Below are 23,703 nucleotides of genomic sequence, written 5' to 3' on the forward strand. Positions count from 1 at the left end.
CTTTGAATCAACACTGCTTTCAGGCTACAATTGAAACCCAAGCAGCTTCAAACCTTTTTCCAATATAAAATCGTTATTATCATACCCGGAATGGAGCTGCTTCTCCCAAGCCTCCTTAGGCTCATACCAAGCTACCCCGCGAATCTCCTCTATTTGCGGCTTCAGCTCTCCGTCCTGGCATTCCACAAGATAATAATGAACCTCTTTATCCACTTCTCCGTGTTCCGGATGCTGATACGTATACGCAATAATATCAATAGGCTCTTTAATGACTCCCTTAACCCCGGTCTCTTCCCAGATTTCCCGAAGTGCCGTCTGCTCAATCGTCTCTCCCTGTTCCTGTTTTCCCTTTGCAAACGAGATTTTACCGTAGCGGTCCGTAATCAGCTGTACCTGCAGCTGTCCAGCCTCTCTGCGGTATACAACTCCTCCGGCTGAAATTTCTTTGTATGCCATAGAAATCACCCTTCCTAATTAAATGTACATGGTTTGGTCTTTACCTTCATTTCCCTGTTTGGACAACAAGGATTTCAACCCTAGCGGGATGAAATCCTTGTTAAACCAAGCCAAGGAGCTTGGAACTACCGTTTAATTTATCCTGGTTCCATGGCCAAGGCTAACTACGCAATTTCCTGCGGAAGATCGCTCATCACCCGGACGAGCACCCCTTCACAAGTGTTGACTCCCGCCTTGGTCAACTTCACACGGCAGACCTGACCACGCAGGTCCTCAGAGCCTTCAAATACAATCTGCAAGTAGTTGTCGCTATAACCCATAATGCGGCCTTCTCCGGCTAAGCCTTTATCGTCATTCTCCGGAATAACGTCAAGCACCTCGCCAACGAATTTCTCGGCATACTGAAGCTGCATTTGTTCGGATAGATCAATCAGCTCGTGAACCCGTGCGTTCTTCACTTCATCATCCACCTGATCCTCCATCCGGGCTGCAGGTGTTCCGGTACGCTTAGAATAAGGGAAGACGTGCATTTCTGAGAAGCCAATCCGCTTAATCGCTTCGAAACCATCACGGAAAAGTTCGTCCGTCTCGCCCGGGAACCCGACAATAATATCTGTAGTTATCGCCACGTCCGGCATGAATTCGCGAATCTTGCGAATTTTCTCCTCAAATTCAGCAATGGTATATTTTCGTCTCATCCGCTTAAGCACTTCATCGTTGCCCGCTTGCAGCGGAATGTGGAAGTGGCGGCACATCTTCGACGAGCCCTTAAGAACTTCCAGCATCTTATCATCAATCTGGCTTGCTTCAATAGAGCTGATCCGAACCCGTTCCAAGCCTTCCACTTTATCCAGATCCCACAAAAGGTCGGACAAACGGTAATTGTCCAGATCATCCCCATAGCCGCCGGTATGAATACCGGTCAGAACGATCTCTTTGAAGCCTGCAGCCACCAGCTGCTTGGCTTGCTCGATGACGCTCTTCGGTTCACGGCTGCGTGAAAGCCCGCGCGACCATGGAATAATGCAGAAGGTACAGAAGTTATTGCACCCTTCTTGAATTTTGAGGAACGCACGCGTACGATCCGCAAAATCCGGTACGTCGAGCTCTTCAAACTCCCGCGTCTTCATAATATTTCGCACGGCATTAATCGGCTCCCGCTGCTGCTGCAGCTGCTGGACATAAGGCATGATCTTATCTCTGTCCTGGGTTCCGATTACCAAATCTACACCGGGAATATCGAGGATTTCCGCCGGTGAAGTTTGGGCATAGCAGCCCGTTACGGCCACGATGGCATCCGGGTTTCTCCGCACCGCTCTGCGGATGATTTGGCGGCTCTTCTTGTCTCCAGTATTTGTAACCGTACAAGTATTGATTAAATAGACATCGGCGGTCTGTTCAAAATCAACCTGCTCATAGCCCTCATTCTTAAACAGCTGCCAAATGGCTTCTGTGTCATAAAAATTAACTTTACATCCCAAGGTATAAAACGCTACGGATGGCATGTTACAGTCCCCCCATTTCTCCGGTTTCATAAAGTATGCAGGTCAGGGCGGCCATCCCGGCCGTCTCCGTTCTCAAAATACGCCGGCCCAGTCCCACTGATCTGGCCCCGGCTGCTTCAGCCTCCCGGACTTCTTCCTCTGTAAATCCGCCTTCAGGGCCCACTACGACCATCATGCGATACTTCTGCTTGCGATCAAGTCCAGCCACAAAAGGAGCAAGGACGTCTCTGAGCTGCTCCCCATTTTCTTTTTCATAACATAAGCAAACAAGATCGTAATTAGGAGCCGTAGCCAGAAGTCTGCCCCAGTTCACCGGGCTGTTCATCACTGGAATTTTGCTGCGGTGCGCCTGTTCTGCCGCTTCTTTGGCGATCTTGCGCCACCTGGCGGCACGCTTCTCTTCCTTGCGCTCGTCATACTGGACGATAGTCCGTGCAGAAAGGAAAGGAACGAAGGCAGAAGCCCCGATCTCTGTGCATTTCTGAATAACCGTCTCCATCTTATCGCCTTTTGGCAGGCTTTGAGCGATCGTCACCTCAAGCCATGGCTCTCCAGAGAGGGCCAAGAACTCTACGATCGCAGCCTGCACCTCCTGAGGCTCTATGCTTACAAGCTCGGCGACAGCCTCCTTGCCGGCGCCATCGCTTACAATAATCTGGTCCTTCGGTTTGGAGCGCATAACCTTGCCTATATGGCGGGCGTCGTCACCGGTAATTGTTACCGTGTCTTCGCCAAACTGTTCAGACGGTATGAAATAACGCTGCATATCTCACCATTCCTTGCCCGAAAAATCGCCAAGCCTCATCATACAACTTTTAAGCTGTAGTGACTAGCCTGGCTCATCGATTTTGTCATATTGCACATCTTCCTTGCACATTACCCGCCAACAATAGCCAGAAAAATATTCCGAAACCCGTCCACTATAGGTGTCATCAGGCTGAACAGCGGGTCCAACGTGATGCGGCGCAGAGGATCAATAAATACAAGCAGAAGAAAAATCAGCACCGACCATTTCTCGTATTCCTGCAGGTAGGAACGGAAGTTCCGGGGCACCAGATCCTCTACGATACGATAACCGTCCAGCGGAGGCAGAGGAAGCAGGTTAAAGAAGAATAAAGTAATGTTAATTGAGATTAGATAATTCAAAAAAATATAGATGGCCTGATTCAGCTTATCCTGGCTAGTCAGATCAATAATGTGATAATAATCCAGCGAGAAATAAATCATTGCAGCGATAAACCCGATCACCAAGTTGCTTAGTGGTCCCACCAATGAGACAATAATCCCCATAAGACGCGGCTTACTGAAATTGTCTCGATTCACTGGAACCGGCTTGGCCCAGCCGAAGCCGAGGATCAGCAGCATCAGCATCCCGAATATGTCAATGTGAGGAACCGGGTTCAGCGTTACCCGGCCCAGCATCTTAGCGGTCGGGTCTCCGAATTTGCTGGCCGAATAGGCATGAGCAAATTCGTGCACCGTAAATGAAATCACAAGGACAAGCAGGACAAATGGTAAATGCTGCACAGGAAAACGCAAAATCGAGCTCAAAAAATCCATCTTTACCTCTTTCTCGCTACAAAAGCGATCCAGTCTTCTTCACGTGCCGCTTCTACAATATCAAAGCCGGCAGCAAGCAAGGCCACTTCGACGTCCTTCTCTTTATTCTTATATATGCCTGAAGCGATATAATATCCGCCAGGCTGCAGCGCTTGGTGCACATCTTCGATGAACAGCAGGATGATCTCCGCCAAAATATTCGCCACCACTACACGTACCGGCAGGTTCACTCCAAGCTCATCGGCGCCGCGTCCACTCTTTAATACAGCCAGCAGGTCACTCTCATAGACGGTAATGTCTTGGTCAAGACCGTTCAGATGCGTATTTTCTTTTGCACTTGTGACTGCAATCGGATCCAAATCCAGGGCCAGCACATGCTTCGCGCCCAGTCTCATGGCCCCAATCGCTAGAATACCAGAACCCGTACCTACATCAATGACCTCGTCCCCTTCTTGAATAACGCCTTCCAGCGTGCGGAGACAGAGCGATGTCGTAGGATGAGTGCCTGTACCAAATGCCATGCCTGGATCCAGTTCAATAATCTTCTCTTCCGGAGAAGCCGGAGTATATTCTTCCCAGGTTGGCTTGATGGTCAACCGGTCTGACACTCGCAGGGGCTTGAAATATTGCTTCCAGTTATTCGCCCAATCATCCTCGCTAACATCCCGTACTGAGAACTCAGCAGCGCCCGGATCAATATCAAAGCTCCGTAGTTCCTCTATCCGGCCCTTCACTTCGGCCTGGATGCCTTCAAGGTCGCAATCTCCCAGAAAGTAGCCACTTACCTTGGCTTCGCCTTCCGGAATGTCATTTGGCGGAATTTCGAACCATTGTCCCAAGGAAGTATCCCGCGGTTTATTGTTATCAACGTGCTCCTCAATGGAGACTCCCCCTGCACCGGCTTCATGCAGGAAATTGGAGATCATCTCCACCGCTTCCTCCGTTGTATGTATCGTGAGCTCTTTCCAGATTTTCAATTTCTTTGTCCTCCTCCTAACAATGCATACGATACATTGTACTATAAAATCGGTTGAAAATGAAAACCGCCGAATCAGTATTCGACGGTCACATTTTACTCCTTAAAGCTTTTGGTTTTTTTCCTGCCTGGCATCAGCCCGTTCACTTCGCTCCAGCGCCTCCCAATCATCCGGATCGGCTCTTTCCTCAGAGAATTCGATATCGAGGTTATGGCCGACAGGCGACCGATTTACCTTCTTCGGATAGCGTCTTGGTTCTTTACCAAGCTGTGTCATCGCTAAAAAGCCCCTCTCTATTTACATTTTAAGTTCATATCATACCGCCCGCTTCTTCGATAATCCGAAGCGCCTGATGATGGATGTTCTCATCCACCACGGCAGTGAGCAGGATGTCACGCCCGGTAGGGCCTCCCTGCCCTCCGTGGCTCATGCCGCTCGCAGCTGGATCCGCAGCCGACAATATGCCTGCAGAATGATTCGTAATGGATGCGTCCTGGGTGAGGGATGCGAGGCTCGTTACTTCTCCCGTAATAGGGTTCAAAGAATTGTAGCCCTCACCGGGATAACGGCTGAAGCGATCGATAGACATATGCTCAACCCGCAGCGCCCCAAGCTTCCTAGCTGCGCCCTGCGCCTCCTCCGGACTTTTGAAATATGCGAGAATGTTCTTTTCCGCCAAAGTTCTCTCACCTGCGCTTTTTAGGTATACTTGTTACTAAATCGAAGCCTGCAGCATTGGTTATTATGTGACTTAATTGCCTAGAATATCCGCAAAGCCAATTTTGCAGGCATACCTTGGAGGTGCTCTTTTGGATAATTCATCTTCAGAGCGAAAGCCGCTCAGACTCAAGGCCTTATCACCCATGCATAACACTCCCAGCGGTGTGCTGCGAAATTATATTTTGGAGCAGAAGCCTGTTAACGAATTTGTCTCTCTAGTCAGCATTTCGGCCGACGCCCCGAACCCTGGTTATGACCTCCTCATTCACCGAATTGAATTTGAAGGCGAGCATGCCGCCATCTACACCCGCCCCGTGCCCCCGGTTCCGGGTGGTATTTTCCCCCAAGTCATTACCAGGCTGCATACCTCGATCTACCTTGACGCTAAGTACACTGCCAGACTGGGAGACGATTCTCCGGAGGCCTGACTGTAACAGGCAGGCACCGTATAATTCTAAAAATTCACACAAAAAGATTAATGCTGCCCGATAAAGCTCGTGCACGGACACGAGTTTTTTATTTTTTAATTAAATTTGAAACTTCAGTAAATATTGTCCGTATTACCGTATATGTAAGGAAACTTTTAATTTTACAGGAGGGTTCAACGATTAACATGTTCAAAAAACTTACGCTAGTCGTCATGGCACTTACCTTATTCCTTGCTTTTACGATCCATGACAATGCCGATGCACGAAGAGGCGGCGGCTACAAATCGGGGACTCGTTCTTACACGACGATTCCGAAGAAATCCAACGATAGTGTATCCAAGTCCAGCAGCACGACGAATAGAAACGGTGCTACTGGGGCTTCAACAAACCGTGGCTTCTTTAGCGGTGGCGGCTTCTGGAAAGGCATGATGATCGGCGGCCTCGCAGGCATGCTGTTCGGCGGAATGTTCTCCGGCATGGGCTTCTTCGGCAACATTCTCGGATTTGCTGTTAACCTGTTTGCAATTTATCTCATCGTAGTCATCGCTGTCGCGCTCTTCCGGCGCTTTAGACAGAAGCCGAATCGGCCTCGCGACGACCGGTACTAATCCATGGTACTTAGCGAAGACGAAATTATTAATGCAGTCTGCCTGCATACTGCACAGCGCAAGCAGGTTCGTCCCACCGATGTGCAAGTTGAACTCGCTTGGGATGAAGATACCGGATTCACCGCTGAAATTTGGGTGAACGGGCGAAGCCAATATTTAATTGAAGCCAACCTGATTGAAGCCATTCTTTTATATTTGCATGAACATTACCAGATCCGGGCTTACCGTGATGAAGTTACACTAGATCTGGAGGATGAAATTATCGCCGTAGTTCGGCAGTAACAATCACACCAAACGAACAAAGAGGCGATCCTGTTCTAATGACAGGATCGCCTCTTTCTATATCAAACCAATGAATTTCCTAATTAATCTCCCCGGAAGGCACGCTTCATACGGTCAAAGAACGATTGCTCATGCTCGTGCGTATGCTCACCGTCCATAGCCGCAAATTGACGCAGCAAGTCCTTCTGTTCCTCGCTAAGCTTGCTAGGCGTAACAACGACCACCTTCACATGCTGATCGCCCTGTCCAATCCCGCGAAGTCTTGGGACACCTTTCCCCTTCAGACGGAAATAGGTTCCGGTCTGTGTACCCGCAGGAATCTTCAATTTGACCTTCTCCGTCAGCGTAGGAATTTCGATTTCATCACCAAGGGCAGCCTGCGCAAAAGTCAGCGGCACTTCGCAATAAATGTCATCGTTCTCCCGTTCGAAGAAATCATGTGGTTTCACGCGGATGACGATATACAGATCTCCCGCCGGGCCGCCGCGAAGCCCTCCCTCACCTTCGCCGGACATACGCAATTGCGCCCCATCGTCAACACCTGCAGGGATGCGGACATGGATTTTACGCTGCTTCTTTACACGGCCTGAGCCATGACATGTCGTACATTTCTCTTTGATGATCTTACCGGTTCCTCCGCAATGAGAACAAGCCCGCCGATTAACCATCCGGCCAAACGGTGTGTTCTGCACCACTTCCTCTTGACCCGATCCGTGACACACGGAACAGGTTTGCGGCTTCGTTCCTGGCTTAGCGCCTGATCCGAAGCAGGTGTCACAGGTTTCTGTGCGGGGAATTGTGATGTCGGTTTCTTTGCCGAAAACAGCCTCTTTGAACTCAACGGTCATCGTATACTGCAGATCATTCCCCCGCTGCGGAGCATTCGGATCACGCCGTCCGCCGCCACCGCCAAAGAACATATCGAAAATATCGCCAAAGCCGCCGAAATCCCCGCCGCCGAATCCGCCGCCACCCATGCCTTGGTTCGGATCGACATGACCATATTGATCATAACGAGCCCGTTTCTGGGAGTCACTCAATACATCATAGGCTTCTTTTACTTCCTTAAATTTTGCTTCTGCGTCATCTGCTTTATTGACGTCAGGATGATACTGGCGCGCCAGCTTTCGGTAAGCCTTCTTGATCTCGTCATCGGAAGCCTCTTTACCAAGACCAAGCACCTCATAGTAATCACGCTTATCGGCCATTCTCCCACCCCCAATGAATTGATTTTTTGCACAAAAGGAAAGTCAAAGCGCGGGATGCCTGAGCGCTTTGACCTTCCCTGTGTACTGCCTATTTACAAACTATTTACAAACCGTGTACTTCGGTACCGGATTAATCTTGTTTCTTATCTTCGTCCACAACTTCGTAATCCGCATCGACAACGTTGTCTTTGCCAGCTCCACCTGCGGATGCTCCAGCATCACCTTGAGCCTCACCGGCTTGAGCAGCTTGCTCATACAGCTTCACAGACAGCTGCTGTACAATCTCGGTCAGCTTATCAGAAGCAGCCTTGATTTCGTCCAGGTTATCACCTTGCAGTGCTTTTTGCAGCTCGTCCTTAGCAGCGTTGGCTTTCTCAACTTCAGCTGCTTCTACTTTGTCACCAAGGTCTTTAATCGTCTTGTCAACACTGTATACGAGCTGGTCACCGTTGTTCTTAGCCTCTACAAGCTCTTTGCGTTTCTTATCTTCCTCAGCGTGCAGTTCAGCGTCCTTCATCATTTGTTCAACTTCTGCATCACTCAGGCCGCTGGAAGAAGTGATCGTAATCTTCTGGCTCTTGCCTGTACCTTTGTCTGTTGCCGAAACGTTAACGATACCGTTGGCATCAATGTCAAAAGTAACCTCGATTTGTGGAACCCCGCGTGGTGCCAAAGGAATGTCGCTCAGTGTAAAGCGACCCAGAGTCTTGTTGCCGGCAGCCATCTCACGTTCCCCTTGCAGGACGTGGATTTCTACGCTTGGCTGATTATCCGCATAAGTGGAGAATACTTGGGATTTGCTTGTTGGAATCGTGGTGTTGCGTTCGATCATCTTTGTGAACACTCCGCCAGCAGTTTCAATCCCCAAGGACAATGGAGTTACGTCGAGCAGGACTACGTCCTTAACGTCACCTGTCAATACGCCTGCTTGCACAGCAGCACCCAAGGCTACTACTTCGTCAGGGTTAACGCCCTTGTGCGGCTCTTTGCCTGTCAGCTTCTTGATCGCTTCCTGTACAGCAGGAATACGAGTGGAACCACCGACAAGAACGACCTTATCGATATCGGCAGGAGTCATACCTGCGTCAGTCAAGGCTCGACGAGTAGGTCCAAGTGTACGTTCAACCAAATCAGCGGAAATTTCTTCAAATTTCGCACGAGTCAGGTTCATCTCCAAGTGCTGAGGCACTCCATCAACAACCGTAATGAACGGCAGGGAGATCGTTGTTGTAAGCACACCGGAAAGCTCTTTCTTAGCCTTCTCTGCTGCATCCTTCAAGCGCTGAACAGCAGCCTTGTCTTTGCTCAGGTCAATACCTTGATCTTTCTTGAACTCAGCTACCAAATAGTCGATGATCACTTGGTCGAAGTCATCTCCACCCAGGTGGTTGTCACCGCTGGTTGCCTTAACTTCGAAGAAGCCGTCGCCCAGCTCCAGAATAGATACGTCAAATGTACCGCCGCCAAGGTCAAATACGAGGATCGTTTGGTCTTCGGATTTCTCAAGGCCGTAAGCAAGGGCTGCTGCTGTTGGCTCATTGACGATACGAAGAACCTCAAGGCCTGCAATTTTACCTGCATCCTTAGTCGCTTGACGCTGGCTGTCGTTGAAATAAGCTGGAACGGTAATAACCGCTTGGTTTACCGACTGCCCCAAATAAGCTTCCGCATCTGCCTTCAATTTTTGCAGGATGATTGCGGAGATTTCTTGTGGAGTAAAGTCTTTACCGTCAATGGATTCTTTATGATTCGTACCCATATGTCTCTTGATCGAGATGATGGTCCGATCAGGATTGGTGATCGCTTGACGCTTTGCAGTTTCACCTACAATACGCTCGCCGTCTTTCTTAAAGCCTACTACGGACGGAGTCGTCCGCGCGCCTTCTGGGTTAGGGATAACTACGGCTTCGCCGCCTTCCATAACCGCTACGCAAGAGTTCGTTGTACCTAAGTCAATACCGATTACTTTGCTCATGAACTGATCCTCCTAAGAGTTTTATGGAGCATTTGCTGTAGGAAGAAGCTTCGTAATAAAACTTACTTCGTCAGCATTTGCCGAGTTTTATGGAGCATTTGCTGTAGGAAGAAGCTTCGTAATAAAACTTGCTTCGTTAGCATTTGCTGAGTTAATATGTAGCATCCGCTACCCTAAACTTCGAGAGAACTAACATGGATAGATGTTAATTCGGCAGTTTGATTATTAAGCTGCTGCTTAACCGCTAACCTTAACCATAGCGGGACGGAGTACTTTATCCTTGAGAAGGTAACCCTTCTGTACTTCCTCCACTACGATGCCTTCCTCGTACTCATCAGATTCCACCTGCATAATGGCTTGATGAAATTCTGGGTTAAAGGGCTGCCCTACAGATTCCATTGCTTTCAGACCTTCTGCTTGGAGAACACCATCCAGCTGGCGGAAGATCATCTCGACTCCCTTCACGAAAGAAGCCTGCTCGGATTGTTCCTGAACATTCGCCGCAAGGGCTCGTTCAAAGTTATCAAATACCGGCAGCAGCTCTGTAATCAGCTTGGCCGATGCATACTTGCCCAGCTCTTCCTTCTCTTTCAAGGTACGTCTGCGGAAATTATCGAAATCCGCTTGCACTCGCAGCAGGCGCTGCTGGTGTTCTTCAGCCTCAGCGCGCAGCCGAGTTATTTCAGAATTCTCCTGGGCGGAGAGATTCTCTTCTTGTTCGTTCACTGTATCATTCAGGCCCGCATCCTGTGCTGTGTTCTCAGCGGAAGCTTGCGGCTCTTCTGAACGTTCCTGATCCATAGGTTCGTTATTCATCGTCTCTTCCTTTTCATCTGGAATATGGTTGTGATCTGTATGTGATTCCTTCAAAATCTCTTCACCTCCTTAAAAGGGGGAGCGGCGTCTTAGCCTTAATTCAGCTTTGACAAAAACGCCGTCAGATCCTTAGATAATATGTTCAAAATCCCAATAACTCTCGCATAGTCCATGCGTGTAGGGCCCAAAATCCCAATGGTGCCAAGTGCCTCCCCCTCAACCGCATAGGTGGCTGTGATGAGACTGCAATTTGCAAAGGCCTCATGATCATTCTCGGTCCCGATACGCACCTGTATGCCGGCACCTGCCGAAGCCGAGGAAATCATTTTCAACATGGTCGGCGTTTCTCCCAGCAAATCCAGAATGCTCTTCACCTTCTCAACATCCTTGAATTCCGGCTGGGTGAGCATATTCGTTGTGCCGCTCAAAAAGAGCCGTTGGCCCTCCTGGCTTGCATCAAAGGCCTCATCCACGATCGTCATCAGCTCCTCAAAATGCTGAGTGTGACGCTGCATCTCTTGGCCCACTTCATTGTATATCGCTGATTTAAGCTTATAAATCGGGACACCCGTAAGTCTGTGGTTCAATAAGTTGACCACTTTCTCCATCTCAGAAACAGAGACGCCGGGAGGTATAGTCACCGTCTTATTCTCCACTTGCCCAGTGTTCGTCACAATGATCGCCACGGCCTTGTTATCGCCGAGTGGAAGCAGACCAAAGTGACGCAGCGAGGTATGAAATACCTCAGGTCCAAGCAGAATAGACGTGTAATTCGTCATATGTGAAAGAATGGAGCCCGCATGCTGTACCACCTGCTCAAGCGCATTCAGCTTCTCAGCAAAAAACGTCTTCAACACCTCAAGCTCTTCGGAAGAAAGAGAATCTACCGGAGATAAGTGGTCCACATAATAGCGGTAACCCTTATGAGATGGAATCCGGCCTGCTGAAGTATGAGGCTGTTCCAGGAAACCAAGTTCCTCAAGATCAGCCATTTCATTACGAATGGTAGCAGGACTGTAACCAACATCACCGCGCTTGGAAATACTTCGGGACCCCACCGGTTCAGCCGAGCGAATGTAGTCATCTACAATTGCCGTTAGAATCAACCTCTGGCGCTCCGTCAACATGGTAATCCCTCCTAGCTGATTTCGGTTCGTTAGCACTCACCAGACAAGAGTGCTAATCGATAATACAAAAATACCAGACCGACATAACCATTGTCAAGTCAGTCCAGCATTTTGAACACTCATATTTACTTAACTTGGGCAGCCCTTCACTGTACCCTTTCATAGAAGGCAAGATCGGGATTATCCGCTTCGTTATGAACAAATTCTTCATAAGAGCCCTCAAACTGCATCCTCCCTTGGTGCAGCAAGTGTATTTTACAATCAATATTAGAAAATTCATGAAGAGTGTGAGTTGACAACAGCACAATAACTTCTGGATTTTGAACAAGCTGCTCAATTCTTCTTAAAATTTGAACCCTGGCTTCTGGATCCACACCCGATGTAGGTTCATCAAATATGTATAGCTTCCGCTGTATTAACGTTACAGCCAATATACTGAGGTATCTTCGCTCACCCCTCATTATTCCGCCTCTCAGAACAAAGTTATTTCACAATTAAATAAGTGGCCGTATTCGATTGATTTCTTCAATCAAATACAGCCACTTATTATTAAATACAGCCATAAATTTAACTCCGGCGTCCCATTGTCGAGTCACGAGTCAGTCCAGCGTTTTGAGCACAGCCACTTCATCACAGGCGTGCTGCTTGGCACAGTGAATGCAATCTGTCCATACTTTCTCGGGAAAGATCTCTTTATTTACAATTTGAAAGCCGTTCTTCACAAAGAAGGAGACTTCATAGGTAAGAGCCATAATCTTAGGGACCTTCAGCGTTCTAGCCTGCTCCGTCAGTTTATTGACCAGAAGCGAGCCCAATCCCTGTCCTTTATGACCTTCCATAATTCCCAGTGAGCGAATCTCTACGAGGTCATCTCCGAGCCTGCATAAAGAGCCGCAACCCACAACCTCGCCGTTCACTTCCGCGACAACGAAATCTTGAATTTGCCGTTCCAATACCTTGCGGGATCGCGGAAGCATAATTCCTCGCTTGGCATACTGCTCTATCATAAGAAACAAAGGTTCTATATCTTCATTTGTTGCAATTCTGCATACGGCAACGGCGGGCATGGGCCGTGCACCTCCCCGGGCTGATAATATGAATAAATATACAACAGTCCGTATAAAAGTTCAAGAGGCGATGTAATGGTTCCGCTATGAACCGCTCGACTATAGTCGGCTCAACCCTTAAAAGGTATGCAGTCTTGCAGAAAAGCGTGATAACTCTTAGGTTTATTGGATTTTATTCAGGTTCCTTACCGCTCCTATGTGTGTCCTGCTTTGCCGCTCTTCGAGACCCGAGAAAATTCGCACACAGGATGCCGCCTATAATCAACACTGCACCCACGATATGATAGGCATATAGCTGCTCATTCAGGATGATGGCTCCGGCCACCATAGTAAGCAGGGTCGAGAAGTTGCTGAACACACTCATCTTGGAAGCCTCCAGCTGCGTCAACGCATAGTTCGTCAAATAGGAGGTCAGCAGCGAGGAAATAATTCCTAGATATAAGATGGCTATAAGGAACTTCATATCTCCAAGTGGAGCGAAGTACGAAGTCACAGTCCCTTCCATCATGTGGCGTCCTAAGGACAGTATGTTAAAGAATAAAAATCCAAAGCCTGACATCACATAGGTCATATCCATCACGCTGAAATTTCGAACCAGCTTACGGCCCAGCACGTTGTAACCTGCTGATGACAGGGCTGAGATTAGAATAAGAACCGCGCCTAGCAGGCTTGTATTCTGAACATTGACCCCTTTCATCGCAAAAATATAAATCACACCGGTTACAGAAACCGCTATCCCAATCTTCTGCGCTATGCTGGCCTTCTCCCCTAAAAAGTAAGAAGCCAAAAACATCGTCAGAATAGGAATTACAGCTTGCAGAATTCCTGCTTCCGAGGAAGTGCTGTGTTCCAATCCAAAAACCTGGAAGGCAAAAAATGCGATCGGATACAGCATAGCCAGCGGAAGCAGGCTCAGCATCTCGCGTGCGCTTATTTTAAGCCGCCTTCTCCCCAGCAGAAACAGCAGGGTACCTGCAACGAAGCTGGCCGTAAACCGATGTGCAAGTGTATCGAGCGGATGAGCCGATTCCAATGTCATTTTTACGAATACAAATGAGAAACCGATGATTAAACTGTATGATAATGCAGCGGTATACGCTTTTTGGATAGAACGATTCATAATTTCTTCTCCTGACATTATGGTTTATTCAAACATCCAAATTCGTTTAAACCGTCAGATGGCCGATGAACGCTCCAAACACATCATTGCCGAACAAAATGCCCTTCTCGCTCAAGCGGTAGCCGTCCTGATCCTCTCTAGCTTCGACGAGCCCCTCCTTCAGCATCTTCGTCAAAGGTTCCTTGAACACTTCCTCAAATTTTGCGCCAGCAAACTGCTCCTCAAACCGTGAGGAACGGAAGCCTTCCAACATCCGCAGGCCCACCATCGCAAAATCCTCCATCGCTTCTTCACGAGCAACCTCGAACTGCTCCAAACGCGGCAGACCTTCGGCAGCCCCCTGATTATAAGGGGTCACCCCTTTAATATTTACATGCCGGACACCGCCCACATATCCATGAGCACCTGCTCCAAGCCCGTAGTAATCTTCGTTACGCCAGTAGGTCATATTATGCTTGCTCTCAAAGCCTGGCTTTGCAAAATTGCTGATCTCATACTGCTTATAGCCGGCCTGTTTCATACGCGACATCAGCAGCAAATACATCTCCAGCTCATCCTCTTCGCTTGGAAGCGGCAGCTGATTCTTCTGGTACATCGTATGGAAGAGCGTGTTCTCCTCCACTTTAAGGCTGTAGATGGAATAATGCGGGAGCCCTAGCTCAAGCGCCTTGGCCACGCTTTGATCCAGCATATCCACGGTTTGATTGGGCAGGCCGAACATTAAATCAATGGACAGATTATGAAGGCCCGCTTTATGAGCATTGTCCAGACTCCGGTACACATCATCCGTATTATGAATGCGGCCAATTCCGCTTAACAGGGTGTTCTGAAACGCCTGGACTCCAAAGCTGACCCGGTTGACTCCGCCATTTCTCATAACCGACAGCTTCTCCAAATCCGTTGTCCCCGGATTCGCCTCCATCGTGAATTCGATATCCTCAGACCAGTTTGGAAAATGACGTCTCACTGAAGATAAGAAATACTCCATCTCCACAGGATTGAGAACGGTTGGAGTTCCCCCGCCTACAAATATAGTGCGGATCTGACCCGGAGGAGTCTGGCTAACCGTTAACTCCATCTCCCGGTCCAGCGCTCTCAAATAATCCATTACCGGCTGATCCTTGAGCACGTAGGAATTAAAATCACAGTAGAAGCACTTGTTCGTGCAGAACGGAATATGGATATATACCGCCTCTGGAGCCTTTCTGGGGCCTGCGGAATTCTCAGGCATCCCCTGCTTAATTAAATGCGTTTGTTGATTCACGAAGAATGCCTCCTTTGCATTTCTATCTATATTCTATCTATTGAAAAAGGAAAGCCTCATGCGGGCTTTCCTTTCTGGAGCCTTTTGCTCTTACTCGTCGATTTTCAGTACTGCCATAAACGCTTCCTGAGGCACCTCGACATTGCCGACCTGCTTCATGCGTTTCTTACCTTCCTTCTGCTTCTCAAGCAGCTTCCGCTTCCGTGAAATATCCCCGCCGTAGCATTTCGCAAGGACGTTCTTGCGCATGGCCTTAACGGTCTCACGGGCAATAACCTTCGTTCCGATTGAAGCCTGAATCGGTACCTCGAACATCTGCCGCGGGATCAACTCGCGCAGCTTCTCGCAAATGATGCGTCCGCGCTGGTAGGCCTTCTCGCGGTGAACGATGAAGGAAAGGGCGTCAACCTGCTCCCCATTCAAGAGAATATCCATCTTCACCAGGTTCGACTGACGATAGCCGGAAATCTCATAATCGAAGGAGGCATACCCTTTGGTGCTCGATTTGAGCTGGTCAAAGAAGTCGTACACGATCTCAGACAGCGGCACCTGGTACGTAATGGTCACCCGTGATGTATCCAGGTACTCCATATTAATGAATTCGCCTCGTTTGCCCTGGCAGAGCTCCATGACAGTTCCTACATAATCATTAGGAACAATGATTGAAGCTTTCACATAAGGCTCTTCGACATGCTCGATCTTGCCGACTTCCGGATAGTTGGACGGGTTGTCGATCTCAATTGTCTCCCCGTTCGTCAGCGTGATCCGGTATATTACGCTCGGCGCCGTAGTAATCAGCGGAATATTGAACTCCCGCTCGATCCGCTCCTGGATAACATCCATGTGCAGCAGTCCCAAGAAGCCGCAGCGGAAGCCAAAGCCTAAGGCGCTGGAGGTCTCCGGTTCGAAGCTTAGGGAGGCATCATTCAACTGAAGCTTCTCCAGAGCCTCTCTCAGATCGTTATAGTCCGAGGTCTCAATCGGATACAATCCGCAATACACCATCGGATTAATCTTACGGTAACCAGGTAGCGGCTCCGGCGTCGGGTTCTTCGCCTCTGTAACCGTATCCCCTACCCGGGTATCGCCGACATTCTTAATTCCGGCTACGATAAAACCAACATCTCCGACATTCAGCTCGTCCACAATAGTCATCCGCGGCATGAAGGCGCCGACTTCGATGACCTCGAACGATTTGTCAGTAGCCATCATCTTGATCTTCGAGCCCGCCTTGATCTTCCCATCAATAACCCGCACATACACGATAACCCCTTTATAAGGATCGTAGTGTGAGTCGAAAATAAGCGCCTTCAGGGGTTGATCAGGATCGCCAGTAGGTGCAGGCACCTTATGAACGACCTGTTCAAGGATCTCCTTGATCCCGATGCCCGCCTTCGCAGAGGCAAGCACAGCATCGCTGGCATCCAGTCCGATAACATCCTCAACCTCCTGCTTTACCCGCTCAGGGTCGGCGCTTGGAAGATCAATCTTGTTAATGACCGGCAGAATCTCCAGGTTATTATCCAGCGCAAGATATACATTGGCCAGAGTCTGGGCTTCGATGCCTTGAGCCGCATCCACGACAAGCAGTGCCCCTTCACAGGCAGCCAAGCTGCGGGAGACCTCATAAGTAAAGTCTACGTGCCCGGGAGTATCGATAAGATTCAGCAGGTATTCCTCGCCATTGTCCGCCTTGTAGGTAAGACGAACCGCCTGAAGCTTGATCGTAATCCCGCGTTCGCGTTCCAGCTCCATCTGATCCAGAACCTGCTCCTGCATTTCGCGGGAGGTCAGCGCCCCGGTATACTCCAGAATCCGGTCTGCCAATGTTGATTTGCCATGGTCTATATGTGCAATAATGCTAAAGTTCCTGATCTTAGACTGTCTTGCTTTAATGTCGCTCATGCCTTACCCCCACAAAGAATCCTCAAGTAACAATCACTTCATTATATCAGCTGGAGGATAAGGCATCAATCCTAACAGCCAGGACACTGACAGTTTCACTCTGTAAGCGATCCGAACAAAGACACAACCCAATCTATGCTTTTTCTGGAGGCGTTCTGAAGCAGCTCGCCTGTCTTATCTGCTAATCGGTCAACCGCGGAAGGCGGCGCAGGCTCAAGCAGAACTTGCTCAGGGCTCTGATATCCTTCAGCAGCCTGACCTGTGTCCAAACCGCTCTCCCGGGTTAGGGGAGCTGCTGTCTGGCCCTGATGTTCAGCAGGCTGCCTCATTCCAGAACTGTCCCTCAGATAATCTTGCTGCTGGCTGCCGCTTACAGATGGATCGTCCTTTACGGCTGTCCAGGTATAAGGAGAATTTGCTGCAGGCGGGTCTTCTGCAGAGAGCTGCATACCGATCGTCGCTCCAGCGATTAGAAGTCCGCCGTAAATAACCAGCTTTTTCGCCGTCCGTGACAAGGAATCCGCCTCCTTTCATATTACATTAATAAAATTTAAGAATGGGTCTTCTGCACGCCTGCGGGCGGGGTAGTCTGAGACTTGGCTTTTTCTTTGCCCTGCCCTGTCTTGCTGCCCGGTGAGGCTGCCGGCTCCTTTGTCTTCGCTCCTGTGCTGGCCTTCTTCGCCTTCTGATCCTTGAAATACACTTCTGCAATGATGTCTGCAAGAACCTTCGAAGACCGCTCAAGCTCCTCCTTGGTGTTATCAATCCCGCCGATTTCGATCAGGACACTGTTCGGAGAGAGCGATTGGTTGTATTCCCCGTTCCCCTGGGATGAAGTTTTGCCCCAGATCCCTCTGGATAGACCCGGATACGCCTTTTCAATCCGTTCATGGATCGAGTTGGCAAAGGCTTCATTCTTCCGCCAATTCGGATTGCCATGGCCTATGATGAAATACAGCTGGGCATAGGATACGCCGTCAATGGTTATCGTCGTTTTCTTGTGGCGCTGCGAGTCCCGGTGAATATCAATGAAATAATCCAGGTCCTCATGTTGGGCCAGCGCTTCCTTAACCGTAACCCTTGAGTATTTGTAAGAATAGTTGTAGTTATAGCTTTTAACGGAAGACATGTAATCTTCAAAAGAATGAAGAGCTCCTACTCCCTTTTTCTCTAATTCCTTGGCTAGAAAATCCCCGACCATCCCTACATTTTTAGATTTGGCTGCTGAGCTGGGATTGGCGCTGTTGCTGCCCAGAAGCGGATTATAGGATTCATGCGGGTGAGAATGATAGATAAGAATCGATTTCTGCTTTTGTTTTACTGCTCCCTCCTGAGACTGAGATCCTTGATTGTCTTCCCCGGCCTTTGGATCGGCAGACTTCGTACCTGGGGATGATGAATCTGTGGTGCTTTTATCCTGTCCTGAAGAGCCTGTCTCTCCCTTCTGTCCGGACTTGACCGTATCTGCTGGCAGCGGCCGGTAATCCTCCGGCGCCGTTGGCGCTTCACCGCTTGTCCCCCCGCGCAGCAGGATAGGAAGAGAGGAGTCAAGCCCGGGAACCTCCCGCGCAACCAGGCTCTTCGGATCTTGCGGATTAACATTGGTCAGAAGCTGAAATACAAAATTCGTCATCTTCTTCCCGTCAAAGGTATGCTGCGACTCTTCTGGCTCCTGTAAATGGGGAACCTCCATCCCCATCATACTGACGAAAAAGCGGCTGTTCAGCGTAGAAGCAAGCCCCTTCATCGAAGAGACCGGCGAGGTGTTGAAGTTCTTCTCTGCCACTCCCCCTAGGCCCAGCATTATAAAAAGAATCAGCGACATGAATGCAAGAATCAGCAAGGTTCGCCCCATAGCTAGAACCTGGAAAGATTTGCGCCGAAGCTTACCGACATTCCAAGCTTTGAATCCATTCATTTCTTATGGGTCCTCCTCCATCTGCTAGATTGGAATCTCTTGTAATCTCTTATACTCCAAATCTATGAACCGCAAGATAGAGATAGAACAGCTAGAATACAAAAAAAGACGATGCCGGGTAACGGCTTCGTCTGCTGTTGAATGCTATGTCACCTGTTCGTCAATGGGTGTATGCTGCTAAATTCTCTTCATTTACGGCCCGGTGCAGAGCCGCATTAAGTCCACTGGCGATAATATTAGCAATGTCCTCAATAAAATCATCGATCTCTTTGGGCGTAACAATTAAGTCATGTCCCAGCGGCTGCAGCACCTCTCTAACCAGAGATAAACGCTCTTGATCCTTCAGGTCTGTCAGCATGCCCATAATCTGACGGGTCTGTACGCTGCCTCCGCCCTGCTCCTCATTAAGATGTGTCTTCATCAAATCAATCACGCTGCCGACAATCGTGGAGGCGTAAACCACAGTAGGAACCCCGACAGCCACGCAAGGCACGCCGAGAATCTCTTTGGTGATGCCTCGCCGTTTATTGCCGATCCCGGAGCCGGGATGAATGCCGATATCCGCCACCTGAATCGTTGTATTGACTCTCTCCAAAGACTTAGAGGCCAGCGCATCAATTGCAATAATCAGGTCAGGGCGTGTTCGCTCCACAATCCCCTGCACCACTTCGCTCGATTCAATACCGGTGAGGCCCAGCACGCCCGGAGCCACAGCACTTACCTCCCGGTAGCCAGGAGCAACCTGGTCCGGAGCCAGCTGAAAATAATGCCGGGTAACCAGCGTATTCTCAACGACCAGCGGCCCTAGAGCATCCGGGGTTACATTCCAGTTGCCTAAGCCCACAATCAGCACCTTGGCATCGGGAGTAATGCCGATTTTTTGCAAAAACGCCGCTATCTCCTTGGTGAAAACCTGCGTTACTTTCTCCTGCAGCGTTGTATCCTGATTCCGTAGCGCAGGCACTTCAAGGGTCACATAATGCCCTTGGATTCGCCCAATATGGCGTGAAGCTGCCTCATTCGTTACATCCAGGCGGGTTACCTTTATTCCATCCTTTTCTTCAACTTCTTCATTCAAGCCAGGAATAGGCGCCCCATGAGCGATCTCCGCTAATTCCTTAGCCTCCACTGCAAGATCGGTCCGAATCGCATAATTCTGTAAGTCCAATGACATGTTTGTTCCCTCCATCTCCATGGTTTCTATGTATTGTGCAGGAATGGAGTCAAGATTATGCAGCGGCCTTCTGCAAATCGGCTGTTTAAAAACTGTTTATACGATTATATTGCATTTTCTTTACGCCCATGCTAAACTATTTTAAGTTGTGAATCATCTGGGTGATTATGCCTTACAGGAGGTGAATGCAATGCCAAATATCAAATCCGCTATCAAACGCGTTAAGACTAGCGACAAGCGCCGTGCGCTGAACGCTTCCCAAAAATCTGCGCTTCGTACAGTTGTTAAGACTGCTGACACCGCGCTGGCTAACAACGAAGTTGAAGCAGCTAAAGCTGCAATCGCAGCTGCTTCCAAGAAATTGGACAAAGCTGTAACTAAAGGTCTGATCCACAAAAATGCGGCTGCCCGCAAGAAATCCCGCTTGGCTAAAAAATTGAACGCTCTTACGTCCCAAGCGTAATTGACGTTATTTATACAGCTAATAGGTAAAAATCCTGAACGATTTCGTTCAGGATTTTTTAATTTCTCATAATGTCCTATAAGCCTAGCTTGCCCCAAGACGCAGCAAAAACATCTCAATGCCTAACACCTTATCAATACCGCCGCTCTTCATCCGATAATCCAGCTGAGCTAACTCCGCAAGTGTGAACTTGAGCTTGGCTGTTTCAAATTTTCGCGCTTGTTCCCCTGCAATCTTGACGGCATAGGGGTGAAGACCAAGCTGAGAAGCGATTTGCTGCTGGGAATAGCTCTGGCTTCCCAATTCCTTAACCTGCAGCATGATGCGAAATTGGCGCGCAATCAACGCAGCGATCTTGATCGGCTCTTCTCGCTGTTTAAGCAGTTCATAGAAAATGCCCAGCGCCCGGTCAAGCCTTAAATTAGCAATGTCCTCTACCATAGCAAAAATATTTTGCTCCGTTGTACGCGCAACCAGCTGGCTTACGGCTTCTTCTGTGACTTCTCCGTTCTCCCCTGCATACAGGCAGAGCTTATCAATCTCAGCTACAAGCGAGGCCATCTGAACGCCTGCACTGGCAATTAGAGCTTCAGCGGCAGCCGAGCTTATCCGGCACTTTCTGCGCTCCACTTCCTTGACGACCCACTGAACCAGCTCTGCAGCGCCAAGCGGCATAAATGCCAGCACTTGACCAGCCGTCTTGATCGTCTTCACCGTCTTCTTGCGTTCATCAAGCTTCTCTGCATTGACCAGAAATACAACAACGGTATGCTCAGCGGGATTACCTAAATAAGATAATAGACGGTCTGTATTGTGCTCGACTTTCCCGCCTTCCTTGCCTGCCGTAAACATAGGATTGGCCTGTACAATCACCAGCTTGCGCGGGACTAGAAACGGCAGTGTCTCCGCTTCCTCCACGACAAGGTCAACAGGCGTCTCTGTCAAATCAAAATGGACCACCGCAAATTCCCGATTATCTGGTTCCACCAGATTATCCCGCAGCAGGGTGATGAATTCACGCATTTGATATTTCTCCGTACCATAACACAGATAAAGCGGGCCGATCTGACCACGCTTGATTTCTTTAATTGCAGCTTTAATATCCATGCATAATCCCCTTTACTTCCAGCAAAAAACAATACACATACAACATGATCGTCCTTCTATTGTAGTAGAAGTTTGCCGTTTCAACAACAAAGGAACCTCCGCCTTCCCCGGCTAAAGGTTCCTTTGTCCCTGAGCATCTATATAAACGCTGCCGGGAAGCTCTAGAAACTTCCTGCACCGCGGTCATACGACTACCCGGGTAATTTACATCTCTCTATATAACTTATCTTATTCATGTTCTCTCAAAAAGGTGCTTACTATTTTCCATTACTTGCTGAATCGGATTGAGGCGCTGTGAACTGATATCCTGAGGATTTCCCGTCCTGCTCTGTCTCATAAGCGAACACACTGCTGTCCGGCGCCCATTCCCCCTTCACCAATTCTCCTTTTAACGGATTGCCATATACTCTTTTTCGCTCAGAAGAAGTAACATCATAGATATTCAATTGGTTATCTTCTAGAGAAGCTACGTATTTGCCGTCCGGGGAACTCCATTCTTGAGAAGAATTAGAGGGAACGGAGGTAATGCCAAACATAGGCACCTTATCCTCTCTCGCTGGAGGAGTATCCGTAACAGGTTCATCTTCTGTGGGAGCTTTATCTTCATTAAGCTGAGCCCCATCCGTTCCGGCGGCTTTGCCCTTCGATTGAGTGTTCGAAGCCTTATCTTCCGCTCCATTGGAATTAGCACCGCTTCCTCCCGAAGGGGAGCTCTTGGCCGATTGATCCGGCTTGGCGGAATCAGCCGCCTTGCTTGAATCCGCTGGCTTTGGCTCGTCCGCCGCGGAGGAGCTGTCAGCGGATTTTCCGCTGTCTTCAACCTTTTGACTTACGCGATCCGACGGCTGGCTCTCTCTGTCCCCTGAATTCGAAGGGTTCTGAAGAGCAGAAGATGAAGCTTCGCTTTCGGAATCCTCTCGTATATTTCTCTCAGGGGCCGTATCCTGCTTTAGCTGAGGATTGCTACCCTGATCTTCAGCCGCCTGATCTGCATTATTGCTGCTATCTTCCGGCGCCAATGCAGTCTGCTGCTGCTCCGGTGCAGGGGGCTCTGCATTAGGAATGGTCTTCGGCTGGAACTGATAAATGCAGAACGCCAATATCATAGCCGCTGCAGCCCCGCCGGCCAGTCGAAGACCATACCGGTTCCTAGGCTTAGAGCGGATCAGTTCTGATTTTCGTTCAGGGATGGAATCCATCAGAGGAATCTGCTCATCCTGCAAAGGGCTATCTGCGATGATTCCCTTCCGCTCACGGTCAATCGCCTCAAGCTGCGGCATGATCCGGTCAACCAGGCTATAGTTCGGAGTCACGTCCGGCAGACTTTCGAGACGTCTGGATATCGCCCTCATCAAGTCGAACGTTTCTGCGCATTCTTCACAGCTGTCTAAATGCTGGAAAAGCTGCAATTGTTCTTCTTTATCCAGTTCGCGGTCTAAATAACGATTCATCCATTCCACCGCCTCCGAGCAGTTCATCCTGATACACCACCTTTCTGATAGTCTTGTAGTAGGTTTTGAAGCTGCTGTCTAGCTCTGTACAAATAAGATTTGACCGTATTTAGAGGAAGATCCAGACTTTCAGCTATCTCGTTGTATGAAAAATCCTGCAAATATCTCAGCACAACTACCGAGCGGTGATGCTCTGGTAGCTGCTTGATCGCTTCCTGAATATCTTCAGCCAAATATCCGGACATAACCTGCCGTTCCACACTCTCATTGCCCTGGAAGACAAGGTCATGTTCTTCAATAGAAACCGTAGGCTTACTTCTTCTAAACTTGTCAATGCATATATTCGTTACGATCCGCTGGACCCACGTCTTGAACAACGCCTTCTCCTCATAAGAGTCGATTTTCGTATAGATGCGAATCAGGGCTTCCTGCGCCGCATCATGGGCGTCCTGTTCATTATTCAGAATGTAGTAGGCCGTCCGGTAAACATGCTGTTCAATCTCTCGCAATAGGGTGATTAGAGCGTCGCGATCGCCCGATTGAGCGGCTCTGATGAGTCCCTGCTCTACCAC

Annotated in this window: 26 protein-coding genes; 4 read left to right on the plus strand and 22 right to left on the minus strand. The window is 49.1% G+C overall.

The window, feature by feature from the left end; all coding sequences use genetic code 11:
• Positions 1-24: 24 nt before the first annotated feature.
• The 7 genes from DCC85_RS15110 to DCC85_RS15140 all read right to left on the minus strand — a co-directional run bounded on the left by DCC85_RS15110 (position 25) and on the right by DCC85_RS15140 (position 5,177).
• Positions 25-456, minus strand: coding sequence for an NUDIX hydrolase (locus tag DCC85_RS15110; protein WP_108466343.1), 432 nt, complete (start codon positions 454-456; stop codon positions 25-27).
• 164 nt (positions 457-620) lie between these two features.
• Entirely contained in the window at positions 621-1,961 is a 1,341-nt protein-coding gene (gene mtaB, locus DCC85_RS15115; RefSeq protein WP_108466344.1) for a tRNA (N(6)-L-threonylcarbamoyladenosine(37)-C(2))-methylthiotransferase MtaB, read from the minus strand.
• A 1-nt stretch (position 1,962) separates the two neighbouring features.
• A complete protein-coding gene (locus DCC85_RS15120; RefSeq protein ID WP_108466345.1) occupies positions 1,963-2,727 on the minus strand; it encodes a 16S rRNA (uracil(1498)-N(3))-methyltransferase in 765 nt (254 codons plus the stop codon).
• 110 nt (positions 2,728-2,837) lie between these two features.
• A complete protein-coding gene (locus DCC85_RS15125; protein ID WP_108466346.1) occupies positions 2,838-3,521 on the minus strand; it encodes a site-2 protease family protein in 684 nt (227 codons plus the stop codon).
• Positions 3,522-3,523: 2 nt separating this feature from the next.
• Complete coding sequence (gene prmA, locus DCC85_RS15130) at positions 3,524-4,498, minus strand: 50S ribosomal protein L11 methyltransferase (protein WP_442789496.1); 975 nt, start codon at positions 4,496-4,498, stop codon at positions 3,524-3,526.
• A gap of 102 nt (positions 4,499-4,600) precedes the next feature.
• Positions 4,601-4,774 carry a YfhD family protein gene (locus DCC85_RS15135; protein ID WP_108466347.1) on the minus strand — a complete coding sequence of 58 codons (174 nt, stop codon included), beginning with the start codon at positions 4,772-4,774 and terminating at the stop codon, positions 4,601-4,603.
• A 34-nt stretch (positions 4,775-4,808) separates the two neighbouring features.
• Positions 4,809-5,177 carry a hypothetical protein gene (locus DCC85_RS15140; protein WP_108466348.1) on the minus strand — a complete coding sequence of 123 codons (369 nt, stop codon included), beginning with the start codon at positions 5,175-5,177 and terminating at the stop codon, positions 4,809-4,811.
• Positions 5,178-5,307: 130 nt separating this feature from the next.
• On the opposite strand from DCC85_RS15140, the gene DCC85_RS15145 reads away from it, so the two are divergent.
• The 3 genes from DCC85_RS15145 to DCC85_RS15155 all read left to right on the plus strand — a co-directional run bounded on the left by DCC85_RS15145 (position 5,308) and on the right by DCC85_RS15155 (position 6,536).
• Positions 5,308-5,646, plus strand: coding sequence for a hypothetical protein (locus DCC85_RS15145; protein ID WP_108466349.1), 339 nt, complete (start codon positions 5,308-5,310; stop codon positions 5,644-5,646).
• A 185-nt stretch (positions 5,647-5,831) separates the two neighbouring features.
• Entirely contained in the window at positions 5,832-6,254 is a 423-nt protein-coding gene (locus DCC85_RS15150) for a hypothetical protein (RefSeq protein WP_108466350.1), read from the plus strand.
• 3 nt (positions 6,255-6,257) lie between these two features.
• Entirely contained in the window at positions 6,258-6,536 is a 279-nt protein-coding gene (locus DCC85_RS15155) for a YxcD family protein (RefSeq protein ID WP_108466351.1), read from the plus strand.
• Between the two features lie 83 nt (positions 6,537-6,619).
• Here the strand turns inward: DCC85_RS15155 and dnaJ are convergent, their stop codons facing one another.
• From dnaJ to gpr, 12 genes are all read right to left on the minus strand, one after another.
• Complete coding sequence (gene dnaJ / locus DCC85_RS15160; protein ID WP_108466352.1) at positions 6,620-7,744, minus strand: molecular chaperone DnaJ; 1,125 nt, start codon at positions 7,742-7,744, stop codon at positions 6,620-6,622.
• A gap of 130 nt (positions 7,745-7,874) precedes the next feature.
• Entirely contained in the window at positions 7,875-9,719 is a 1,845-nt protein-coding gene (gene dnaK / locus DCC85_RS15165) for a molecular chaperone DnaK (protein WP_108466353.1), read from the minus strand.
• A gap of 237 nt (positions 9,720-9,956) precedes the next feature.
• The gene (grpE, locus tag DCC85_RS15170) at positions 9,957-10,535 is read right to left on the minus strand and encodes a nucleotide exchange factor GrpE (RefSeq protein ID WP_108467899.1); all 579 of its coding nucleotides are present in this window, start codon (positions 10,533-10,535) and stop codon (positions 9,957-9,959) included.
• 95 nt (positions 10,536-10,630) lie between these two features.
• A complete protein-coding gene (gene hrcA, locus DCC85_RS15175; RefSeq protein WP_108466354.1) occupies positions 10,631-11,662 on the minus strand; it encodes a heat-inducible transcriptional repressor HrcA in 1,032 nt (343 codons plus the stop codon).
• 146 nt (positions 11,663-11,808) lie between these two features.
• Complete coding sequence (locus tag DCC85_RS15180) at positions 11,809-12,036, minus strand: P-loop NTPase family protein (RefSeq protein ID WP_234414194.1); 228 nt, start codon at positions 12,034-12,036, stop codon at positions 11,809-11,811.
• Between the two features lie 225 nt (positions 12,037-12,261).
• Positions 12,262-12,729 (minus strand): N-acetyltransferase, encoded by a 468-nt coding sequence (locus tag DCC85_RS15185; RefSeq protein ID WP_108466356.1) that lies wholly within the window; start codon positions 12,727-12,729, stop codon positions 12,262-12,264.
• A gap of 172 nt (positions 12,730-12,901) precedes the next feature.
• On the minus strand, positions 12,902-13,849 hold the full coding sequence (locus DCC85_RS15190) for a DMT family transporter (RefSeq protein WP_108466357.1): 948 nt from the start codon (positions 13,847-13,849) through the stop codon (positions 12,902-12,904).
• A gap of 46 nt (positions 13,850-13,895) precedes the next feature.
• Complete coding sequence (gene hemW / locus DCC85_RS15195) at positions 13,896-15,080, minus strand: radical SAM family heme chaperone HemW (protein ID WP_108467900.1); 1,185 nt, start codon at positions 15,078-15,080, stop codon at positions 13,896-13,898.
• Positions 15,081-15,203: 123 nt separating this feature from the next.
• The gene (lepA, locus tag DCC85_RS15200) at positions 15,204-17,018 is read right to left on the minus strand and encodes a translation elongation factor 4 (RefSeq protein WP_108466358.1); all 1,815 of its coding nucleotides are present in this window, start codon (positions 17,016-17,018) and stop codon (positions 15,204-15,206) included.
• 95 nt (positions 17,019-17,113) lie between these two features.
• Positions 17,114-17,533, minus strand: coding sequence for a hypothetical protein (locus DCC85_RS15205; protein ID WP_108466359.1), 420 nt, complete (start codon positions 17,531-17,533; stop codon positions 17,114-17,116).
• Between the two features lie 35 nt (positions 17,534-17,568).
• Positions 17,569-18,936 carry a stage II sporulation protein P gene (locus DCC85_RS15210; RefSeq protein WP_108466360.1) on the minus strand — a complete coding sequence of 456 codons (1,368 nt, stop codon included), beginning with the start codon at positions 18,934-18,936 and terminating at the stop codon, positions 17,569-17,571.
• A 160-nt stretch (positions 18,937-19,096) separates the two neighbouring features.
• Positions 19,097-20,110: a GPR endopeptidase gene (gpr, locus tag DCC85_RS15215; protein WP_108466361.1), complete on the minus strand. Its 1,014-nt coding sequence runs from the start codon at positions 20,108-20,110 to the stop codon at positions 19,097-19,099.
• A 190-nt stretch (positions 20,111-20,300) separates the two neighbouring features.
• Between gpr and rpsT the strand changes: the two genes are divergently transcribed.
• A complete protein-coding gene (gene rpsT / locus DCC85_RS15220; RefSeq protein WP_108466362.1) occupies positions 20,301-20,573 on the plus strand; it encodes a 30S ribosomal protein S20 in 273 nt (90 codons plus the stop codon).
• 84 nt (positions 20,574-20,657) lie between these two features.
• On the opposite strand, the gene holA is transcribed toward rpsT, so the two are convergent.
• From holA to DCC85_RS15235, 3 genes are all read right to left on the minus strand, one after another.
• Positions 20,658-21,680: a DNA polymerase III subunit delta gene (gene holA, locus DCC85_RS15225; protein WP_108466363.1), complete on the minus strand. Its 1,023-nt coding sequence runs from the start codon at positions 21,678-21,680 to the stop codon at positions 20,658-20,660.
• 257 nt (positions 21,681-21,937) lie between these two features.
• Positions 21,938-23,158: a zf-HC2 domain-containing protein gene (locus DCC85_RS15230; RefSeq protein WP_108466364.1), complete on the minus strand. Its 1,221-nt coding sequence runs from the start codon at positions 23,156-23,158 to the stop codon at positions 21,938-21,940.
• Entirely contained in the window at positions 23,155-23,703 is a 549-nt protein-coding gene (locus DCC85_RS15235) for an RNA polymerase sigma factor (RefSeq protein ID WP_108466365.1), read from the minus strand. Before DCC85_RS15235 ends, DCC85_RS15230 begins: the two co-directional genes overlap by 4 nt.

Source organism: Paenibacillus sp. CAA11, from assembly GCF_003060825.1.
Classification (GTDB): Bacteria; Bacillota; Bacilli; order Paenibacillales; family Paenibacillaceae; genus Fontibacillus.